The sequence below is a fragment of the Sphingopyxis sp. CR5 genome (assembly GCF_059693785.1).
On record NZ_JCATIE010000002.1, the window covers coordinates 68,255 to 82,929 of the forward strand.

Sequence of the window (14,675 nt, forward strand, 5' to 3'; positions counted from 1 at the left end):
GGCATCCTCCCGCGCCGGTCGGTCGCGACCGCGCGTATCGGCAGGCTCCAGCCTTCGTTGCCGGCGCACGGGGCCCACCATGTTCAGATATCCGCTTGTTTCCATCGCCGCCTTGCTCGTCGCGACGCCGGCGCTCGCCCAGAACGCCGGCGACCGCATCGTCGTCACCGCCTCGCGCTCGGGCGAAGGCGTCGCAGCCGACGAGACCGGCGCATCGATTACCGTCCTCGACAGCGAGACGCTGGAACAGCGCCAGACCCGCTTCGTCGCCGACGTCCTGCGCGACGTGCCCGGCATCGCGGTCAACCGCGCCGGCAGCGTCGGGGGGCTGACGCAGATCCGTATCCGCGGCAGCGAGAGCAACCATGTGCTGATGCTGATCGACGGCATCGAAGTGTCCGACCCCTATCAGGGCGAATATGACCTGAGTACGCTGATCGCCGATCCCGCCGCGCGGATCGAGGTGCTGCGCGGACAGCAATCGTCGCTCTATGGCTCCGATGCGATCGGCGGCGTTATCAACTATATCACCCTGTCGGGGCGCGAGGCGCCGGGGTATCGCGCGCGCATCGAGGGCGGCAGCTTCGGCACGATCAGCGGCGCGGCCCGTGCCGCAGGGGCCACGGACAGGGTCGATTACGCGCTATCGGCAAGCTATTATGGAACATCGGGCTATCCAACCGCGCGCGGCGGCAGCCGCGACGTCGGGTCGGACAGCGTCGGGGCGAGCGCCAAGCTGAACTGGACGCCGAGCGAGGCGCTGACGCTGACCGGGGTGCTGCGATATAGCTATACCGACGCCGACACGAACAACACGGCGTTGTCCGGGCCGACCTTTGGCTATCTGGTCGACAGTCCGGGGGTCCATTCGCGGAACGCGGCGCTTTACGGCCTGCTCTCGGCGCAGTTCACCGCAATGGATGGACGCTGGGTCAGCACGCTGTCGGGGCAGTTCGCCGACACGACGCGCAAGAGTTTCACGCCCGCGGGCCTCGATTATGGCGACAAGGGACGACGCCTGAAGGGCAGCTTCACATCGAGCCTGAGCCTGGGCAGCGACGCGATCACCCACCGCCTGACCGGTGCGGTCGACGTCGAGCGCGAAACCTACCAGAATATTACGCCGTCGAGCTTTGCCTTTCAGGGCAAGCGGCATACCGACAATATCGGCTTCGTCGGGCAATATGAAATGCTCGCCGGCGCGCTTTCGCTCGGGGCGTCGGTGCGGCACGACGAAAACGCCCGCTTCGCCGACACGACGACGTGGCGCGTTCAGGGCAGCTATCGCCTGCCGACGGGTACACGGCTGCACGCCGCCTATGGCACCGGGGTCAAGAACCCCGGCTATTTCGAGCTCTATGGCTATTCGGACGGGCGTTACATCGGCAACCCGAACCTGAAGCCCGAAAAGTCGAAGGGCTGGGAGGCCGGGGTCGAGCAACGGTTCGGGGCGGACGGCTGGGCGACGATTGGCGCGACCTGGTTCGATGCGAAACTGACCGACGAAATTTTCACCGATTATCCCGCGCCCGATTATGTCGCGACCCCGGCGAACCGGACGACCGACAGCAAGCAGCACGGCATCGAAGCCTACGCAAGCGCCCGGCCGATCCCGCAGATCCGCTTCGATCTGGCCTATACCTGGCTGAAATCGACCGAGAACGGCGCGCGCGAGGTACGCCGCCCACGGCATATGGGGAGCGTGAACGCCACGATTTTCAGCGCCGACCAGCGTTTTTCGGGCACGCTCACCCTGCGCTACAATGGCGCGATGACCGACGCCGCCTATATCGACCCCAGCTATATCCCGGTAACGGTGACGCTGAAGGATTATGCGCTCGTCAACCTGAGCGCCGATTACCGGCTGACCGACGGACTCGCGCTGTTCGGGCGCGTGGAAAACCTGCTCGGCACCGATTATGAGGAAATCTTCAGCTATCGCGGCGCCGGTCGTGCCGCCTATGGCGGGGTGCGGGTGGCGTTCTGATGGGCACGCACGCGCGAACCGACGCCGAACACAAGGCGAAGATGCGAACATTGCAGGCGGCACAGGCGAAGAAGATCGCGGCAAAGACCGTCGAAAAGGGGCTGGTGATCGTCCACACCGGCCCCGGCAAGGGCAAGTCGACCGCCGCCTTCGGCATGGCGATGCGCGCGATCGGGCACGGCATGCAGGTCGGCATCGTCCAGTTCGTCAAGGGATCGCAGGACACCGGCGAGCAAGTCGTGCTCGATCATTTTCCCGACCGGGTCGAATTTCTGCGCCGGGGCGAAGGCTTCACCTGGGACACGCAGGACCGTTCGCGCGATATCGCGGTCGCGCGCGAAGGCTGGGAGGAGGTCAAGCGGATGATCGCCGATCCGGCGTATGACATGGTGATCGCCGACGAACTCAACATCGTGCTGCGCTACGACTATCTGCCGGTCGAAGAGGTGCTGGCGGTACTGGCCGCCAAACCCGCGATGACCCATGTCGTCGTCACCGGCCGCAACGCGCCGCAGGCACTGATCGACGCCGCGGATCTTGTGACAGAGATGCGCGCGGTCAAACATCCCTTCCGCGAACAGAATGTCCGGGCGCAGGCCGGGATCGAGTTCTGACCATGACGGCGCGCCCGCTCCTGCTCGTCCCCTTGCTGCTCGCGAGTGCAGGCGGCTTGTGGGCGGCGGGCCCACAGGCGCCCGCAAGGGCCGCGGCGGTGCCGCAGCGCATCGTGTCGGTCAATCTGTGCGCCGACCAGCTCGTTCTCGCGCTCGCCGACCGTAGCCAGATCGCCGGGCTGACGCGCAACGCCGCCGACCCCGACATGTCGGGCGAAGCCGACGCCGCGCGAGGCCTGCCGATCCTGAGCCAGTCGGCCGAACAGATATTGGCGATCGAGCCCGACCTGATCGTCGGCATGCCCGCGAGCCGCAGCGCCGCGCTCGCCGCGCTGCCCGGACAGACGTATCCGCTCCTCGATCTCGACACGGCGAACCGGATCGATCAGATTTACGCCTCGATCCGCCAGACCGCCGTCGCGGTCGGGCACCGCGCGCGAGGCGAAGCACTGGTGAGCCAGATGGAACGAGCGCTGGCCGGGCTCCCGAAACCGGGACGCGGGCGTGTCGCGGCCTATTACCAGCGGCGCGGCTATATGACCGGCACCGGGACGCTCGTCGACGAGTTGATGGCCCGGCTCGGCCTCGTCAATCTCGCCGCAAAACTGGGCAAGCCGCCGCTGTCGCAGGTCAGCCTGGAAGAAATGGTCGCGGCGAAGCCCGATTTCCTGATCGTCGAAAGCGCGACGAACCAAGTCACCGACCAAGGCAGCGAAATGCTGCACCACCCCGCGCTCGACGGCATTCCGCGGATCAGCGTGCCGCAGGCATGGACGGTGTGCGGCAGCCCCGCCTATGTCGATGCGGCGCGGAGCATCGCGGCGCAGATCGCGCGCATCGATGGGGCCGCAAGCTGATGCGCTTCGCCCCGCCCCGCTGGACATTGCTCGCCGCGCTTTCGGCGCTCGCTATCGCCGCCGCGCTCGCTTCGCTGCTGTTCGGTCCGGTCGACCTGTCCCTTGCCCGACTGTTCGACGCGGCGGCAGGCGACGGCGACCGTATCGCCCGGATCATCCTGTTCGACCTGCGCCTGCCGCGCACGCTGCTCGCGCTGGCGGTCGGCGCGATCCTGGGCCTTTCGGGCGCTGCGCTGCAAGGCTATCTGCGCAACCCGCTCGCCGAACCCTCGGTGCTGGGCACCTCGAACGCCGCGGCGCTCGGCGCGGTCGCGGCGCTGTATTTCGGGCTCGCGGAGCTGCATCCGGCCATGTTGCCGCTGCTGGCGATCGGCGGCGCGGTCGTCGCGCTCGCGATCCTGTTCCTGCTCGCGGGACGCGCCGAAAGCCCATTGACGCTGATCCTCGCCGGGATCGCGGTCGCCACCCTCGCCGGCGCGGGGATCAGCCTGTCGCTCAACCTGTCGCCCAACCCTTTCGCGGCGATGGAGATCATGACGTGGCTGCTCGGCAGCCTCGAGAACCGGTCTTTCGCGCATCTGTGGGTTGCCCTGCCCTGCATCGCCCTCGGCGGGCTGCTGCTGCTGTGGGACGGCCGCGCGCTCGATGCGCTGACGCTGGGCGAGGACGGCGCGCAGGCTCTCGGCGTCGACCTGAAGCGCACGCGGCTGCGGCTGTTGCTCGGCACCGCGATCGGGGTCGGCGGTGCGGTCGCGGTGTCGGGCGCGATCGGCTTCGTCGGGCTGATCGTGCCCCATCTGATCCGCCCGCTCACCGATCGCAGCCCGTCGGCGATCCTGCTCCCCTCGGCGATCGGCGGCGCCGCGCTGTTGACTCTCGCCGACATAGGGGTGCGGATCGTCCCGACGACCAACGAACTGAAGCTGGGCGTCGTCACGGCGTTCCTGGGAGTACCGGTGTTCCTGATCTATCTGATGCGCGAGCGGCGGCTATGGTGACGCTGACCCTCTCCGGCGTCGGGGTGACGCTCGGGCGGCGCGCCGTGCTGCATCAGGTGGACGCGGCGTTCGCGCCCGGCACGCTGACCGGCATCGTCGGGCCGAACGGCGCGGGAAAATCGACGTTGGCGCGCGCGATGCTGGCGCTGGTGCCGGCGACCGGACGGATCGAGATCGACGGTCGGCCGGCGCAGGCGATGCCCCGCGTGGAGCTGGCGCGCCGGGTCGCCTATCTGCCGCAGGGGCAATCGTTGCACTGGCCGCTGACGGTCGAACGGCTGGTCGAACTGGGGCGCCTGCCGCACCTCGCGCCGATGTCGCGGATCGGCGCCGCCGACCGGGCCGCGATTGACCGGGCGATGGCACGCGCCGACGTGCTGAGCCTGCGCGAACGCGATGCGACCGAGCTGTCGGGCGGTGAACGCGCGCGCGTGCTCTTTGCCCGCGCGCTCGCGGTCGAGGCACCCGCATTGATCGCCGACGAACCGCTCGCCAGCCTCGATCCCGGGCACCAGATCGACGTGATGGACCTGCTGCGCGCCGAAGCGTCGGCGGGGTCGTTGGTCATCGCGGTGCTCCACGACCTGACGATGGCGGCGCGCTATTGCGATCGCCTGCTGATCGTCGATGCCGGGCGTATCGCCGCCGACGGCCCGCCCGCCGAGGTGCTGACCCTCGAATTGCTGCGCGCCGTCTATGGCATCGCCGCCCGCGTCGAGACCGACGGCGACTGGCCGACGGTGACGACCCTTGGCCGGATTTGACGATTTTGCATCGCAGCAATTGACCGACGCTTCGCATTCGATGTAACGCCCGCGACGCGACGGGTTCCCCTTACGGGGATCAAAAGGGAACGGGAAAACCCCGGCTGCCCCTGCAACTGTACGCGGCGAGCCATCGGCCGAATGCCATTGGGACATCCATCCCGAGAAGGCGGTCGAACCGGCGTTGACCCGCAAGCCAGGAGACCTGCCCGCCGCGGTCGTCCTTCGTGCGGACAGGGTGTGCCGGGCGGACGGGGGTGAACCCGAGAGACGACAGCATTGGCCGTGCCTTTGGGCGCCCGCCCGGTGCTGTGCGCGCTGCGCCCGGTACCGGCGCGCGCGCGTCGAGGCACGGTGTCGTCGAAAGGGAAGACCCGTGTTCAAATATCCGATTTGCCTCTCCGCATCCTGCGCGGCGCTCGCCGCCGCGTCCCCACTCCACGCGCAACAGGCGCCGGCCCCCGATGCCGCCGCGCCCGAAGGCGCCGGCTCCATCGTCGTCACCGCGACCCGCGCCGCGCTCAGCCCCGACCGGATCCCGGCGTCGGTAAGCGTGCTCGGCAAGGCGGCGATCGACCGTGCGCAAGACATGGGCGTCACCGAATTGCTGCTGCGTACGCCCAGCGTCAGCCTGTCGCGCAACGGTGGCTATGGCACCTCGACCTCGCTGCGCATTCGCGGCGCCGAATCCGATCACACCGTCGTCGTGATCGACGGGGTAAAGCTCAACGATCCGTCGTCGACGGGCGGCGGCTATAATTTCGCCAATCTGCTGACTGGCGACATCGCGCGGATCGAAGTGCTGCGCGGTCCGCAGTCGACCCTGTGGGGAAGCCAGGCGATAGGCGGCGTCGTCAACATCGTCACCGCCACGCCCGAAAAGCCGCTCGAAGGCAGTTTCGACGTCGAAGCGGGATCGCGCGACACGGTGAGCGCCCGCGCCGCGATCGGCGGACGCAGCGGCCCGCTCGCGTGGCGGGTCGGCGGGCAGAGCTTCACCACCGCGGGCATTTCGGCAATCGCCCCCGAATTCGGCGGCGGCGAGCGCGACGGCTATCGTAACCGCAGCGCGACGGGACGCGCCGAGCTCGAGCTTGCGCCCCATCTGAGCGTCGACCTGCGCGGCTATTATTCGTCGGGCCGCGTCGAATTCGACGCGTTCAACGGCGATTCGAACGATTATGGGCTGAATCAGGAGTTCGTCGGCTATGTCGGGGTGAATTTCGACCTGCTGAACGGCGCGTTCCGCAACCGCGTCGCCTTCGCCTATACCGACACCAACCGCGATAATTTCAACCCCGACCGCGAGCGTCAGCGCAGCTTTCAGGCCGACGGGCAGAACCGGCGCTGGGAATATCAGGGCAGCCTGGCGATCACGCAGGGCGTGACCGCCATCTTCGGGCTCGAAAATGAACGCTCGCGCTTCAAAAGCCGATCGCCCGCCGCCGCGCTCGCGACGCCGCTGCCGGACTTCGTCGGCGGCCGGGTCGAAACGACCAGCGCCTATGGCCAGCTCAGCATCGAGCCCCTCGACGGGCTGACGCTGAACGGCGGCGTCCGCTACGACGATCACAATCGCTATGGCGGGCAAAGCCTGTTCTCCGCCGGCGGCGTGTGGCGGCTTGCCAGCGGCACGGTGCTGCGCGCCACCTATGGCGAAGGCTTCAAGGCGCCGACATTGTACCAGCTGTTCAGCGAATATGGGAACGCCGACCTGAACCCCGAACAGGCGCACGGCTGGGAAGCGGGGATCGAGCAGCATTTTCTGGACGACCGTCTGACCGTCGGCGCGACCTGGTTCGACCGCACGACGACGCAGCAGATCGTCTATAACGGCTGTTCGACGGGATCGAGCGATCCGCTCTGCCATGTCCCCGGCGACCCGTCGACGCCGCGCTGGGGCTATTATGCCAATGTCGCGCTCGCCAAGGCGCACGGGATCGAGGCGGCCGCCGCGCTGACCGTCGGGGCGCTGTCGCTCGACGGCAACTACAGCTGGACCGTCGCGGAGGATCGTTCGCCGGACAGCGCGAACTTCGGCAACTGGCTGGCACGCCGCCCGCGCCACAGCGCCAATGCCTCGGCCAGCTATCGCTTTCCGTTCGGTCTGACGCTGGGCACCGCGGTGCGCTGGTCGGGCAAAAGCTATGACAATGCGGCGAACACGACGAAGCTCGACGCCTACACCCTCGTCGACCTGCGCGCCGAAGTGGCGCTGTCGGAGCGGGTGAGTCTGTTCGCGCGCGCCGAAAACCTGTTCGACGAGCAATATATGACCGCCTATCGCTATGGCGCCCTCGGCCGCAGTATCTTTGCCGGCCTGCGGGGGCGCTTCTGATGGGCGCCCGCGCTCGCGCCGATGGCGCATCGCCGCTGTGGATCGCGCTGTTCACCGCGGCGAGCACGGCGACGACGCTCGCGCTGGCCTGCGCCACGCCCTTCCCCTCGCTGGCGGCGCTGGCCGCGGTGCATATGCGGCGGCGCGACGGGATCGCGCTGATGCTCGCGGTCTGGCTCGCGAGCCAGGCGGTGGGGTTGCTGGTCCTCGGCTATCCGCGCACAGCCGAAACCTGGTGCTGGGGCGCAGGCCTGGGAAGCGCGGCGGTCGTCGCGCTCCTTGGCGCCGCCGCGGCGCTGCGATGGTCCGGCGGCGCGCGCACCGCGACGCGGCTGGCTCTGGCCTACGGCGGGGGCTTTGTCGCGTTCAAGCTGGTGATACTCATGTGGGCGCTGTTCCTCGGCGGCGTCGCGACGGCACTGGCACCGGCGCTGCTTGCGCAGCAATTGCTGCGCAACGGCGCGATCCTGATTGCGCTCTATGGCCTCTATCGCGGGCTCGTCGCGCTGGGGATTCCCCCGGTGCGGCCGGCCCGGGCGGCCGCATAGATGCTGACGCGCGTCGACGGGGGACCGGCGGTGGTGGTGTGCGACACCTGCCGCCACAGCGCCGGGCAGCGCAGCGACGCCGCCGGGGTGACCGGCGGCGCGCGCCTCGCCCAGGCCCTGCGCGGGCTTCGCGATGCCGATCCGCGCTATGCCGCCATCGCGATCCAGCCGATGCCCTGCCTGTTCGCCTGCCAGGATCATTGCACCGTCCATCTGCGCGCGCCCGGCAAGGTCGGGTACGTCCTGGGCCGCTTCACCCCGGACGCGGCAGCCGCGCGCGCGATCCTCGACTATGCGCTCGCCTATGCCGAAAGCGTGCATGGCCGCGTCGCCTATGCGGACTGGCCCGACGGGGTGAAGGGCCATTTCATCGTTCGCATCCCGCCAGCAGGATTTGTCGCCGAATGACCGCCTTTCCGACCATCGACGCCTTCGAGGCCGCGCTCGCCGACTTGCGCGCGCCCGATCCTGCCGCCGCCGCCGCCGCACGCGCGCGGCAGGCCCAGCTGACCAAACCCGCGGGCTCGTTGGGACGGCTGGAGGACATCGCGATCTTCTTCGCCGGCTGGCAGGGACGCGAAAAACCACGGATCAACCGCGCGCGTGTAGCGGTCTTCGCGGGCAATCATGGCGTCACGGCGCACGGGATCAGCGCCTTTCCAACCAGCGTCACCGGGCAGATGGTCGACAATTTCAAGGCCGGCGGTGCCGCGATCAATGCGCTGTCGGCGGCGGCGGGGCTGGAATTGTCGGTGGTCGCAATCGATCTCGATCGGCCGACGGCCGATTTCACCGCGGCGGCCGCGATGGACGCGGGCGATTGCCTCGACGCGCTCAATGCCGGCGCGGCGACGGTGACGGGCGATCTCGACATGATCGTGCCGGGCGAAATGGGGATCGGAAATTCGACCGCCGCCGCCGCGCTCTGCGCGCGCAGCTTGGGCGGCGCGGTGTCGGACTGGGTCGGACCGGGCACCGGCGTCGATGCCGAAGGCGTGGCGCGCAAGGTGGGGGTCGTCGAACGCGCGCTGGCGGTGCACGACTATGCCGCGCGGTCGGCATTCGAGACGCTGCGCCGGGTCGGCGGGCGCGAGATTGCGGCGATCGCCGGGGCGGTCCTGCGCGCACGGCAGCTTGGCGTGCCGGTGTTGCTCGACGGGTTCATCGGCTGCGCGGCGATCGCACCGCTGGCCGCCGACAACCCCGCGATTACCGCGCATTGCCTGGCCGGCCATTGCTCGGCCGAACCGGGGCATCGACGCCTGCTCGACATCCTCGACCTCGATCCGCTGCTCTCGCTCGACATGCGGCTCGGCGAAGCGAGCGGTGCGGCGGTCGCGGCGAGCATCGTGCGGGCGGCTCTCGCGGCGCATGGAGAGATGGCGACCTTTGCCGAAGCGGCGGTCGCGGGGGCCGCGTGACCGGGTTTTCGCTCCACCTGCTGCGGCACGGCGCACCGGAAACGCCGGGCCTGCTGCTCGGCCGCACCGACATGCGATCGAGCGCCGCGGGCGTCGCCGCCTGCGCGGCAAAGGCGCGCGGCGTCGCGGCGGAGCGGATCGTCACGTCGGACCTTCTGCGCTGCCGACAGGCCGCCGCCATCATCGGCGACGCGAAGGGGATCGTTCCCACCGTCGATCCCCGCTGGCGCGAACTCGACTTCGGCGCGTGGGACGGGCGCGCGGGGTCACAGATCGACAACGATGCCCTCGCCCGGTTCTGGAATGACCCCGACGGCTGTCCCCCGCCGGGTGGCGAGCGCTGGTCGTCGCTGGTCGCAAGGGTCGATGCGGCGCTGGTAGCCCTCGACCCGCTGCCGACGCTGATCGTCACCCACGGCGGCACGATCCGCGCCGCGCTGCACAGCCTGTGCGGGTTCGACCCCAGTCAGATATGGTCGTTCGACCTGCCTTATGGCGTGCTCGTATCGCTGCGCGTCTGGCGCGGCGACGTCACCAGCGCGCAAATCGTCGAGATCGCGCCGTGAAGCGACTGGTCGTCGCCCTCCAGTTTCTGACCCGCCTGCCGCTGCCCCGCGTCACCGCGACCGCAGCGGATTTTGCCGCGTCGATGTGCTGGTTTCCCGCCGCCGGCCTGATCATCGGGGTCATCGTCGCGGCAGGCGGCTGGGCCGGGTCGCGGATCGATCCGTGGACGGGGGCGCTCGCCGCCTTGCTGCTGTGGGTCGGAGTGACGGGGGCGCTGCACCTCGATGGGCTGGGCGATATCGCCGATGCTGCGGGCGCGGTGCACAAGGACCGCGCCCGCCTGCTCGCCGTGCTCGCCGATCCACATGCCGGCAGCTTCGCAGTAACCGCGATCGCGATGCAAGTGCTGGCCAAGCTGGTACTGCTCCACGGCCTGATCGCGGCGAATGCCTTCGCGCCGATCGCGCTCACCGCATTCGCGGCGCGGATCGGCCCGCTGCTCTGGTCGCGCTGGCTGCCCGACCTGCATGCCGGACTGGGTTCGACCTTTCGCGGCGTGGTGCGCCCCGCCCATCTGCTGTTGTGGAGCGCGGCGCTCGTTGCCGCCGCGCTCCTGTCCCCCTCGCTGCTGCTGGCGCCACCGATACTGATCGCCTGGGGAATATGGATCAAAAGCCGGATCGGCGGGATTTCGGGCGACGGGCACGGCGCGGGAATCGAGATCGGCGAGAGCGCGCTGCTGGCCGTCGCGCTCGGCTGGAGTCATATCGGATGACCGCCGACTGGACCTGGCACGGCGGCGCCCTCGCCGCGGCGCAGCAGCGGTTCGGCAGCGGCGATGCGCCGTGGATCGACCTGTCGACCGGGATCAACCCGCATCCCTGGCCGGGCGCCGAGACGATCGCGATCGACTGGCGCCGGCTGCCCGAACGCGAGGCGATCGCCGCGCTCGAAGCCAGCGCAGCCGCCGCCTTCGGACTCGATGCCCGCCATGTCTGCGCGGTCCCCGGCAGCGAAATCGGGTTGCGCCTGATCGGGCGATTGATTGGCGGCCGCGCCTGTCATGTCGCCCCCGGCTATCGCACCCACGGCGCGATGATCGCAGGGTCGGTGGCCGCCGATTGGCCGGCGATCCGCGAACAAACCGGCACGCTGATCCTCGCCAATCCCGGCAATCCCGACGGCCGCATCGTCGGGAGCGCGACGATCGGGGCGCTGCTCGACCGGCGCGCGCCGGCGGACTGGCTGGTGGTCGACGAGGCCTATGCCGATTGCGATCCGGCGATCGGCGCGGCACCGCGCATTCGCGACGATACGCGCCTGATCGTCTTTCGCTCGTTCGGCAAATTCTTCGGTCTCGCCGGTGTCCGTCTCGGCTTCGTGCTCGGTCCGCAGGCTTTGCTTGCAGAGTTGCGCGCACTGATCGGGGCGTGGCCGGTATCGGCCGCCGCCGTCGCGATCGGCACCGCCGCCTATCGCGATGCCGACTGGATCGTGCGGACGCGGACCCGACTGGCCCAGGAGGTCGCGGCGCTCGATATGCTGTTGATCGAGGCAGGCTTTCGACCGCGAGGCGACTGCCCGCTGTTCCGCCTGGTCGAAACCCCCGACGCCGCCGCCCTGTTCAAGCGACTGGCGCGCGCGGCGATCCTGACACGCCCTTTCGATGCGCGATCCGACTGGCTGCGCATCGGGTTGCCCCGCGACGCGGCGGCGCGCGCACGTCTGGCCGCGGCGCTGGCCGATGGCTGAGCCGGGCGCCCTCGCCGCGCTGGCGCTCGACGCTGCCTTCGGCTGGCCGCTGCGACTCTATCGTCGGATCGGGCATCCGGTGGGCGCATTCGCATGGCTCATCGAGCGCGGCGAGGCGCGCTGGAATCGCCCCGGTTCCAGCTTCGCCCGTCGCCGGGCGCTCGGCAGTCTTTTGATAGGCCTGCTCGTCGGCGCGGCCGCAGCCGTCGCATGGGGGGCGCAGAGGCTGGCCGGCGTGATGTTGGAATCGTCCGGCTGGATCGCGACCGCGCTCATGGCCTGGCCCGCGCTCGCCCAGCGCAGCCTGTTCGACCATGTCGCCGCGGTGGCCCACGCGCTCGAGCGACGGAGCACCGCCGAGGCGCGCGCTGCGGTGAGCGCGATCGTCGGGCGCGATACCGAAGGGCTCGATGAGGCCGGCGTGGCCCGCGCCGCGATCGAAAGCCTTGCCGAAAGCTTTTGCGACGGGGTCGCCGCGCCGCTGTTCTGGCTGCTGCTGCTCGGGCTGCCCGGCTTGTGGGCCTATAAGGCGGTCAACACCGCGGACAGCCTGATCGGCCATCGCGAGGAGCGATGGCGCGCCTTCGGCTGGGCGGCGGCGCGGCTCGACGATCTGGCCAATCTGGTCCCCGCCCGCGTGGCGGCGGTGGTGCTGTGCCTCGCCGGCGGCGGCGGCTGGCGCATCCTGTGGCGCGATGCTCGGCGCCACAGCTCGCCCAATGCCGGCTGGCCCGAAGCGGCGATGGCGGGCGCGCTGGGGCTTCGCCTCGCGGGGCCGGTCGCCTATGACGGCGCGATGCACGACAAACCCTGGATCGGCGATGGTCGCCCCGACGCAAGCGCCGCCGACCTTCGCCGCGCGCTGCGCATCCATATCCGCGCCTGCGCGCTCCTGTGGCTGATCGCCGGAGGCATGGCATGGGCGCGTTGATGCTTCAGGGCACCGGGTCGGACGTCGGCAAGTCGGTGCTCGTCGCGGGTCTGTGCCGCGCGTTCGCCAATCGCGGGCTTCGCGTGCGCCCGTTCAAGCCGCAGAATATGTCGAACAACGCCGCTGTCACCGCCGACGGCGGTGAAATCGGGCGCGCCCAGGCCTTGCAGGCGATCGCCTGCCGCGTCGAACCGCACAGCGACATGAACCCGGTGCTGCTGAAGCCGCAGGCCGACCGCACCTCGCAACTGATCGTCCACGGGCGGGTGCGCGGGACGCTCGGCAGCGCCAATTTCCGCGAAGCACGCCAAAGCCTGCTCGCCGAGGTTCTGCAAAGCTATGACCGTCTGCGCGGCGACGCCGACCTCGTGATCGTCGAGGGCGCGGGGTCGCCCGCCGAGATCAACCTGCGGGCGGGCGATATCGCCAACATGGGGTTCGCGCGTGCGGCAGACGTCCCGGTGCTCCTGATCGGCGATATCGACCGCGGCGGGGTGATCGCGTCGCTCGTCGGGACGAAAGCGGTGATCGACGCGGCCGACGCCGCGATGATCCGCGGGTTCCTGATCAACAAGTTTCGCGGCGACGCGGCGCTGTTCGCGGACGGCTATGACGCGATCGCGGCCCGCACCGGCTGGCGGGGTTTCGGCATCGTGCCGTGGCTCGCCGCGGCGAAGCATCTGCCGAGCGAGGACGCCGTGGTGCTCGAAAAGGATCGCGCGGAGTGCGGCGCCGGCCTTGTCGTCGCCTGCCCGATCCTGCCGCGCATCGCCAATTTCGACGACCTCGACCCGCTGAAACTCGAACCCGCCGTCCGGCTCGTGATGGTTCCGCCGGGACAGCCGATCCCCGCCGACGCGGCCCTCGTGGTGCTGCCCGGATCGAAGGCGACGATTGCCGACCTCGCCGCGCTGCGCGCCGAGGGGTGGGACATCGACCTGCTTGCCCACCACCGGCGCGGCGGCGCGGTGATGGGATTGTGCGGCGGCTATCAGATGCTGGGCCGGCGCATCGCCGACCCCGACGGCATCGAGGGAGCGGCGAGCGCGGTCGAGGGGCTGGGCCTGCTCGACGTCGAAACGCGGATCGCCCCTGCCAAGACCTTGCGGCGCGTGGCCGGCACGGCGCTGGGGGCCACGATCGACGGCTATGAAATGCACATGGGCGAGACCGCCGGAGCCGGCACCTCGCGCGGCTTTGCCACGATCGACCACCGCACCGAAGGGGCGATCAGCGCCGACGGGCGCGTGATGGGAAGCTATATCCACGGCATTCTCGCCAGCCCCGGCTTTCGCGGCGCGCTGCTCGCGCGCTTGGGCCAGCGAGGCGGCGGCGCCGATTATCATGCCGCCGTCGATGCCGCGCTCGACGATATCGCCGCCGAACTCGAACGGCATGTCGCGCTCGACGAGCTGCTTGCCATCGCGCGGGGATCGGACCGGTGACGCCGGCGGTCCATCTGATCCTGGGCGGCGCCCGGTCGGGCAAGAGCCGCCACGCACAGGCGCTGGCCGAGCGGGCCGCGGGCGAGCGGCTGTTCATCGCCACCGCCGAGGCCCATGATGCCGAAATGGCCCATCGTATCGCACGGCATCGTGTCGAGCGCGGGTCCGGATGGCGGACGATCGACGCGCCGCTCGACCTGGCCGATGCCATCGGCGCGCACGCCGGGCCGGACCGCATCCTGCTGGTCGATTGCCTGACGCTGTGGACGTCGAACCTGATGCACGCGGCGCGCGATATCGAGGTCGAAGCGGCGGACCTGGTCGCGGCGCTGGACGCGGCGGCGGGCCCGGTGCTGCTCGTGTCGAACGAGGTCGGGCTGGGGATCGTGCCCGAAAACGCCCTCGCTCGCCGCTTTCGCGACGCCGCGGGCCGGGTCAATCAGGCGGTCGCCGCGGCGGCGGGCCGCGTGACCTTTCTCGTCGCAGGCCTGCCGATGACAGTCAAATAGGCTC

Annotated in this window: 15 protein-coding genes and 1 riboswitch; all 15 genes read left to right on the forward strand. The window is 69.8% G+C overall.

The annotated features are described in order from the left end of the window. The first annotated feature begins 79 nt into the window (after positions 1-79). The 15 genes from AC58D2_RS03175 to cobU all read left to right on the forward strand — a co-directional run bounded on the left by AC58D2_RS03175 (position 80) and on the right by cobU (position 14,671). On the forward strand, positions 80-1,987 hold the full coding sequence (locus tag AC58D2_RS03175; protein ID WP_497387258.1) for a TonB-dependent receptor plug domain-containing protein: 1,908 nt from the start codon (positions 80-82) through the stop codon (positions 1,985-1,987). After that, the gene (gene cobO / locus AC58D2_RS03180; RefSeq protein WP_497387260.1) at positions 1,987-2,601 is read left to right on the forward strand and encodes a cob(I)yrinic acid a,c-diamide adenosyltransferase; all 615 of its coding nucleotides are present in this window, start codon (positions 1,987-1,989) and stop codon (positions 2,599-2,601) included. The genes AC58D2_RS03175 and cobO overlap by 1 nt, the downstream gene beginning before the upstream one ends. A gap of 2 nt (positions 2,602-2,603) precedes the next feature. Next, positions 2,604-3,458 carry an ABC transporter substrate-binding protein gene (locus tag AC58D2_RS03185; RefSeq protein WP_497387262.1) on the forward strand — a complete coding sequence of 285 codons (855 nt, stop codon included), beginning with the start codon at positions 2,604-2,606 and terminating at the stop codon, positions 3,456-3,458. Then, the gene (locus AC58D2_RS03190; protein WP_497387264.1) at positions 3,458-4,456 is read left to right on the forward strand and encodes a FecCD family ABC transporter permease; all 999 of its coding nucleotides are present in this window, start codon (positions 3,458-3,460) and stop codon (positions 4,454-4,456) included. Before AC58D2_RS03185 ends, AC58D2_RS03190 begins: the two co-directional genes overlap by 1 nt. Beyond that, a complete protein-coding gene (locus AC58D2_RS03195; protein WP_497387266.1) occupies positions 4,450-5,220 on the forward strand; it encodes an ABC transporter ATP-binding protein in 771 nt (256 codons plus the stop codon). Before AC58D2_RS03190 ends, AC58D2_RS03195 begins: the two co-directional genes overlap by 7 nt. A 44-nt stretch (positions 5,221-5,264) precedes the next feature. Beyond that, positions 5,265-5,447: riboswitch (cobalamin riboswitch) on the forward strand. Positions 5,448-5,611: 164 nt separating this feature from the next. Then, on the forward strand, positions 5,612-7,558 hold the full coding sequence (locus tag AC58D2_RS03200; protein ID WP_497387864.1) for a TonB-dependent receptor plug domain-containing protein: 1,947 nt from the start codon (positions 5,612-5,614) through the stop codon (positions 7,556-7,558). Next, positions 7,558-8,106, forward strand: a complete 549-nt coding sequence (locus AC58D2_RS03205) for a hypothetical protein (RefSeq protein ID WP_497387268.1) — start codon at positions 7,558-7,560, stop codon at positions 8,104-8,106. Before AC58D2_RS03200 ends, AC58D2_RS03205 begins: the two co-directional genes overlap by 1 nt. Next, complete coding sequence (locus AC58D2_RS03210; protein ID WP_497387270.1) at positions 8,107-8,514, forward strand: DUF1636 domain-containing protein; 408 nt, start codon at positions 8,107-8,109, stop codon at positions 8,512-8,514. Further along, positions 8,511-9,527, forward strand: coding sequence for a nicotinate-nucleotide--dimethylbenzimidazole phosphoribosyltransferase (cobT, locus tag AC58D2_RS03215; protein ID WP_497387272.1), 1,017 nt, complete (start codon positions 8,511-8,513; stop codon positions 9,525-9,527). Before AC58D2_RS03210 ends, cobT begins: the two co-directional genes overlap by 4 nt. Then, on the forward strand, positions 9,524-10,093 hold the full coding sequence (locus tag AC58D2_RS03220) for a histidine phosphatase family protein (protein ID WP_497387274.1): 570 nt from the start codon (positions 9,524-9,526) through the stop codon (positions 10,091-10,093). The genes cobT and AC58D2_RS03220 overlap by 4 nt, the downstream gene beginning before the upstream one ends. Next, positions 10,090-10,809, forward strand: coding sequence for an adenosylcobinamide-GDP ribazoletransferase (locus tag AC58D2_RS03225; RefSeq protein WP_497387276.1), 720 nt, complete (start codon positions 10,090-10,092; stop codon positions 10,807-10,809). Before AC58D2_RS03220 ends, AC58D2_RS03225 begins: the two co-directional genes overlap by 4 nt. Next, positions 10,806-11,786 (forward strand): aminotransferase class I/II-fold pyridoxal phosphate-dependent enzyme, encoded by a 981-nt coding sequence (locus AC58D2_RS03230; RefSeq protein WP_497387278.1) that lies wholly within the window; start codon positions 10,806-10,808, stop codon positions 11,784-11,786. The genes AC58D2_RS03225 and AC58D2_RS03230 overlap by 4 nt, the downstream gene beginning before the upstream one ends. Beyond that, on the forward strand, positions 11,779-12,717 hold the full coding sequence (gene cbiB / locus AC58D2_RS03235) for an adenosylcobinamide-phosphate synthase CbiB (RefSeq protein WP_497387280.1): 939 nt from the start codon (positions 11,779-11,781) through the stop codon (positions 12,715-12,717). The genes AC58D2_RS03230 and cbiB overlap by 8 nt, the downstream gene beginning before the upstream one ends. Next, positions 12,705-14,162 carry a cobyric acid synthase gene (locus tag AC58D2_RS03240; RefSeq protein WP_497387282.1) on the forward strand — a complete coding sequence of 486 codons (1,458 nt, stop codon included), beginning with the start codon at positions 12,705-12,707 and terminating at the stop codon, positions 14,160-14,162. Before cbiB ends, AC58D2_RS03240 begins: the two co-directional genes overlap by 13 nt. Continuing rightward, positions 14,159-14,671, forward strand: coding sequence for a bifunctional adenosylcobinamide kinase/adenosylcobinamide-phosphate guanylyltransferase (cobU, locus tag AC58D2_RS03245; RefSeq protein WP_497387284.1), 513 nt, complete (start codon positions 14,159-14,161; stop codon positions 14,669-14,671). The genes AC58D2_RS03240 and cobU overlap by 4 nt, the downstream gene beginning before the upstream one ends. Positions 14,672-14,675 lie beyond the last annotated feature (4 nt).

What these genes read in the sequence shown, in the direction of transcription:
- AC58D2_RS03230 (WP_497387278.1), top strand. Translation starts at nt 10,806, where the DNA reads ATGACCGCCGACTGGACCTGGCACGGCGGCGCCCTCGCCGCGGCGCAG.
- AC58D2_RS03210 (WP_497387270.1), top strand. Translation starts at nt 8,107, where the DNA reads ATGCTGACGCGCGTCGACGGGGGACCGGCGGTGGTGGTGTGCGACACC.
- AC58D2_RS03205 (WP_497387268.1), top strand. Translation starts at nt 7,558, where the DNA reads ATGGGCGCCCGCGCTCGCGCCGATGGCGCATCGCCGCTGTGGATCGCG.
- AC58D2_RS03185 (WP_497387262.1), top strand. Translation starts at nt 2,604, where the DNA reads ATGACGGCGCGCCCGCTCCTGCTCGTCCCCTTGCTGCTCGCGAGTGCA.
- AC58D2_RS03195 (WP_497387266.1), top strand. Translation starts at nt 4,450, where the DNA reads ATGGTGACGCTGACCCTCTCCGGCGTCGGGGTGACGCTCGGGCGGCGC.
- cbiB (WP_497387280.1), top strand. Translation starts at nt 11,779, where the DNA reads ATGGCTGAGCCGGGCGCCCTCGCCGCGCTGGCGCTCGACGCTGCCTTC.
- AC58D2_RS03175 (WP_497387258.1), top strand. Translation starts at nt 80, where the DNA reads ATGTTCAGATATCCGCTTGTTTCCATCGCCGCCTTGCTCGTCGCGACG.
- AC58D2_RS03190 (WP_497387264.1), top strand. Translation starts at nt 3,458, where the DNA reads ATGCGCTTCGCCCCGCCCCGCTGGACATTGCTCGCCGCGCTTTCGGCG.
- AC58D2_RS03240 (WP_497387282.1), top strand. Translation starts at nt 12,705, where the DNA reads ATGGGCGCGTTGATGCTTCAGGGCACCGGGTCGGACGTCGGCAAGTCG.
- cobO (WP_497387260.1), top strand. Translation starts at nt 1,987, where the DNA reads ATGGGCACGCACGCGCGAACCGACGCCGAACACAAGGCGAAGATGCGA.
- cobT (WP_497387272.1), top strand. Translation starts at nt 8,511, where the DNA reads ATGACCGCCTTTCCGACCATCGACGCCTTCGAGGCCGCGCTCGCCGAC.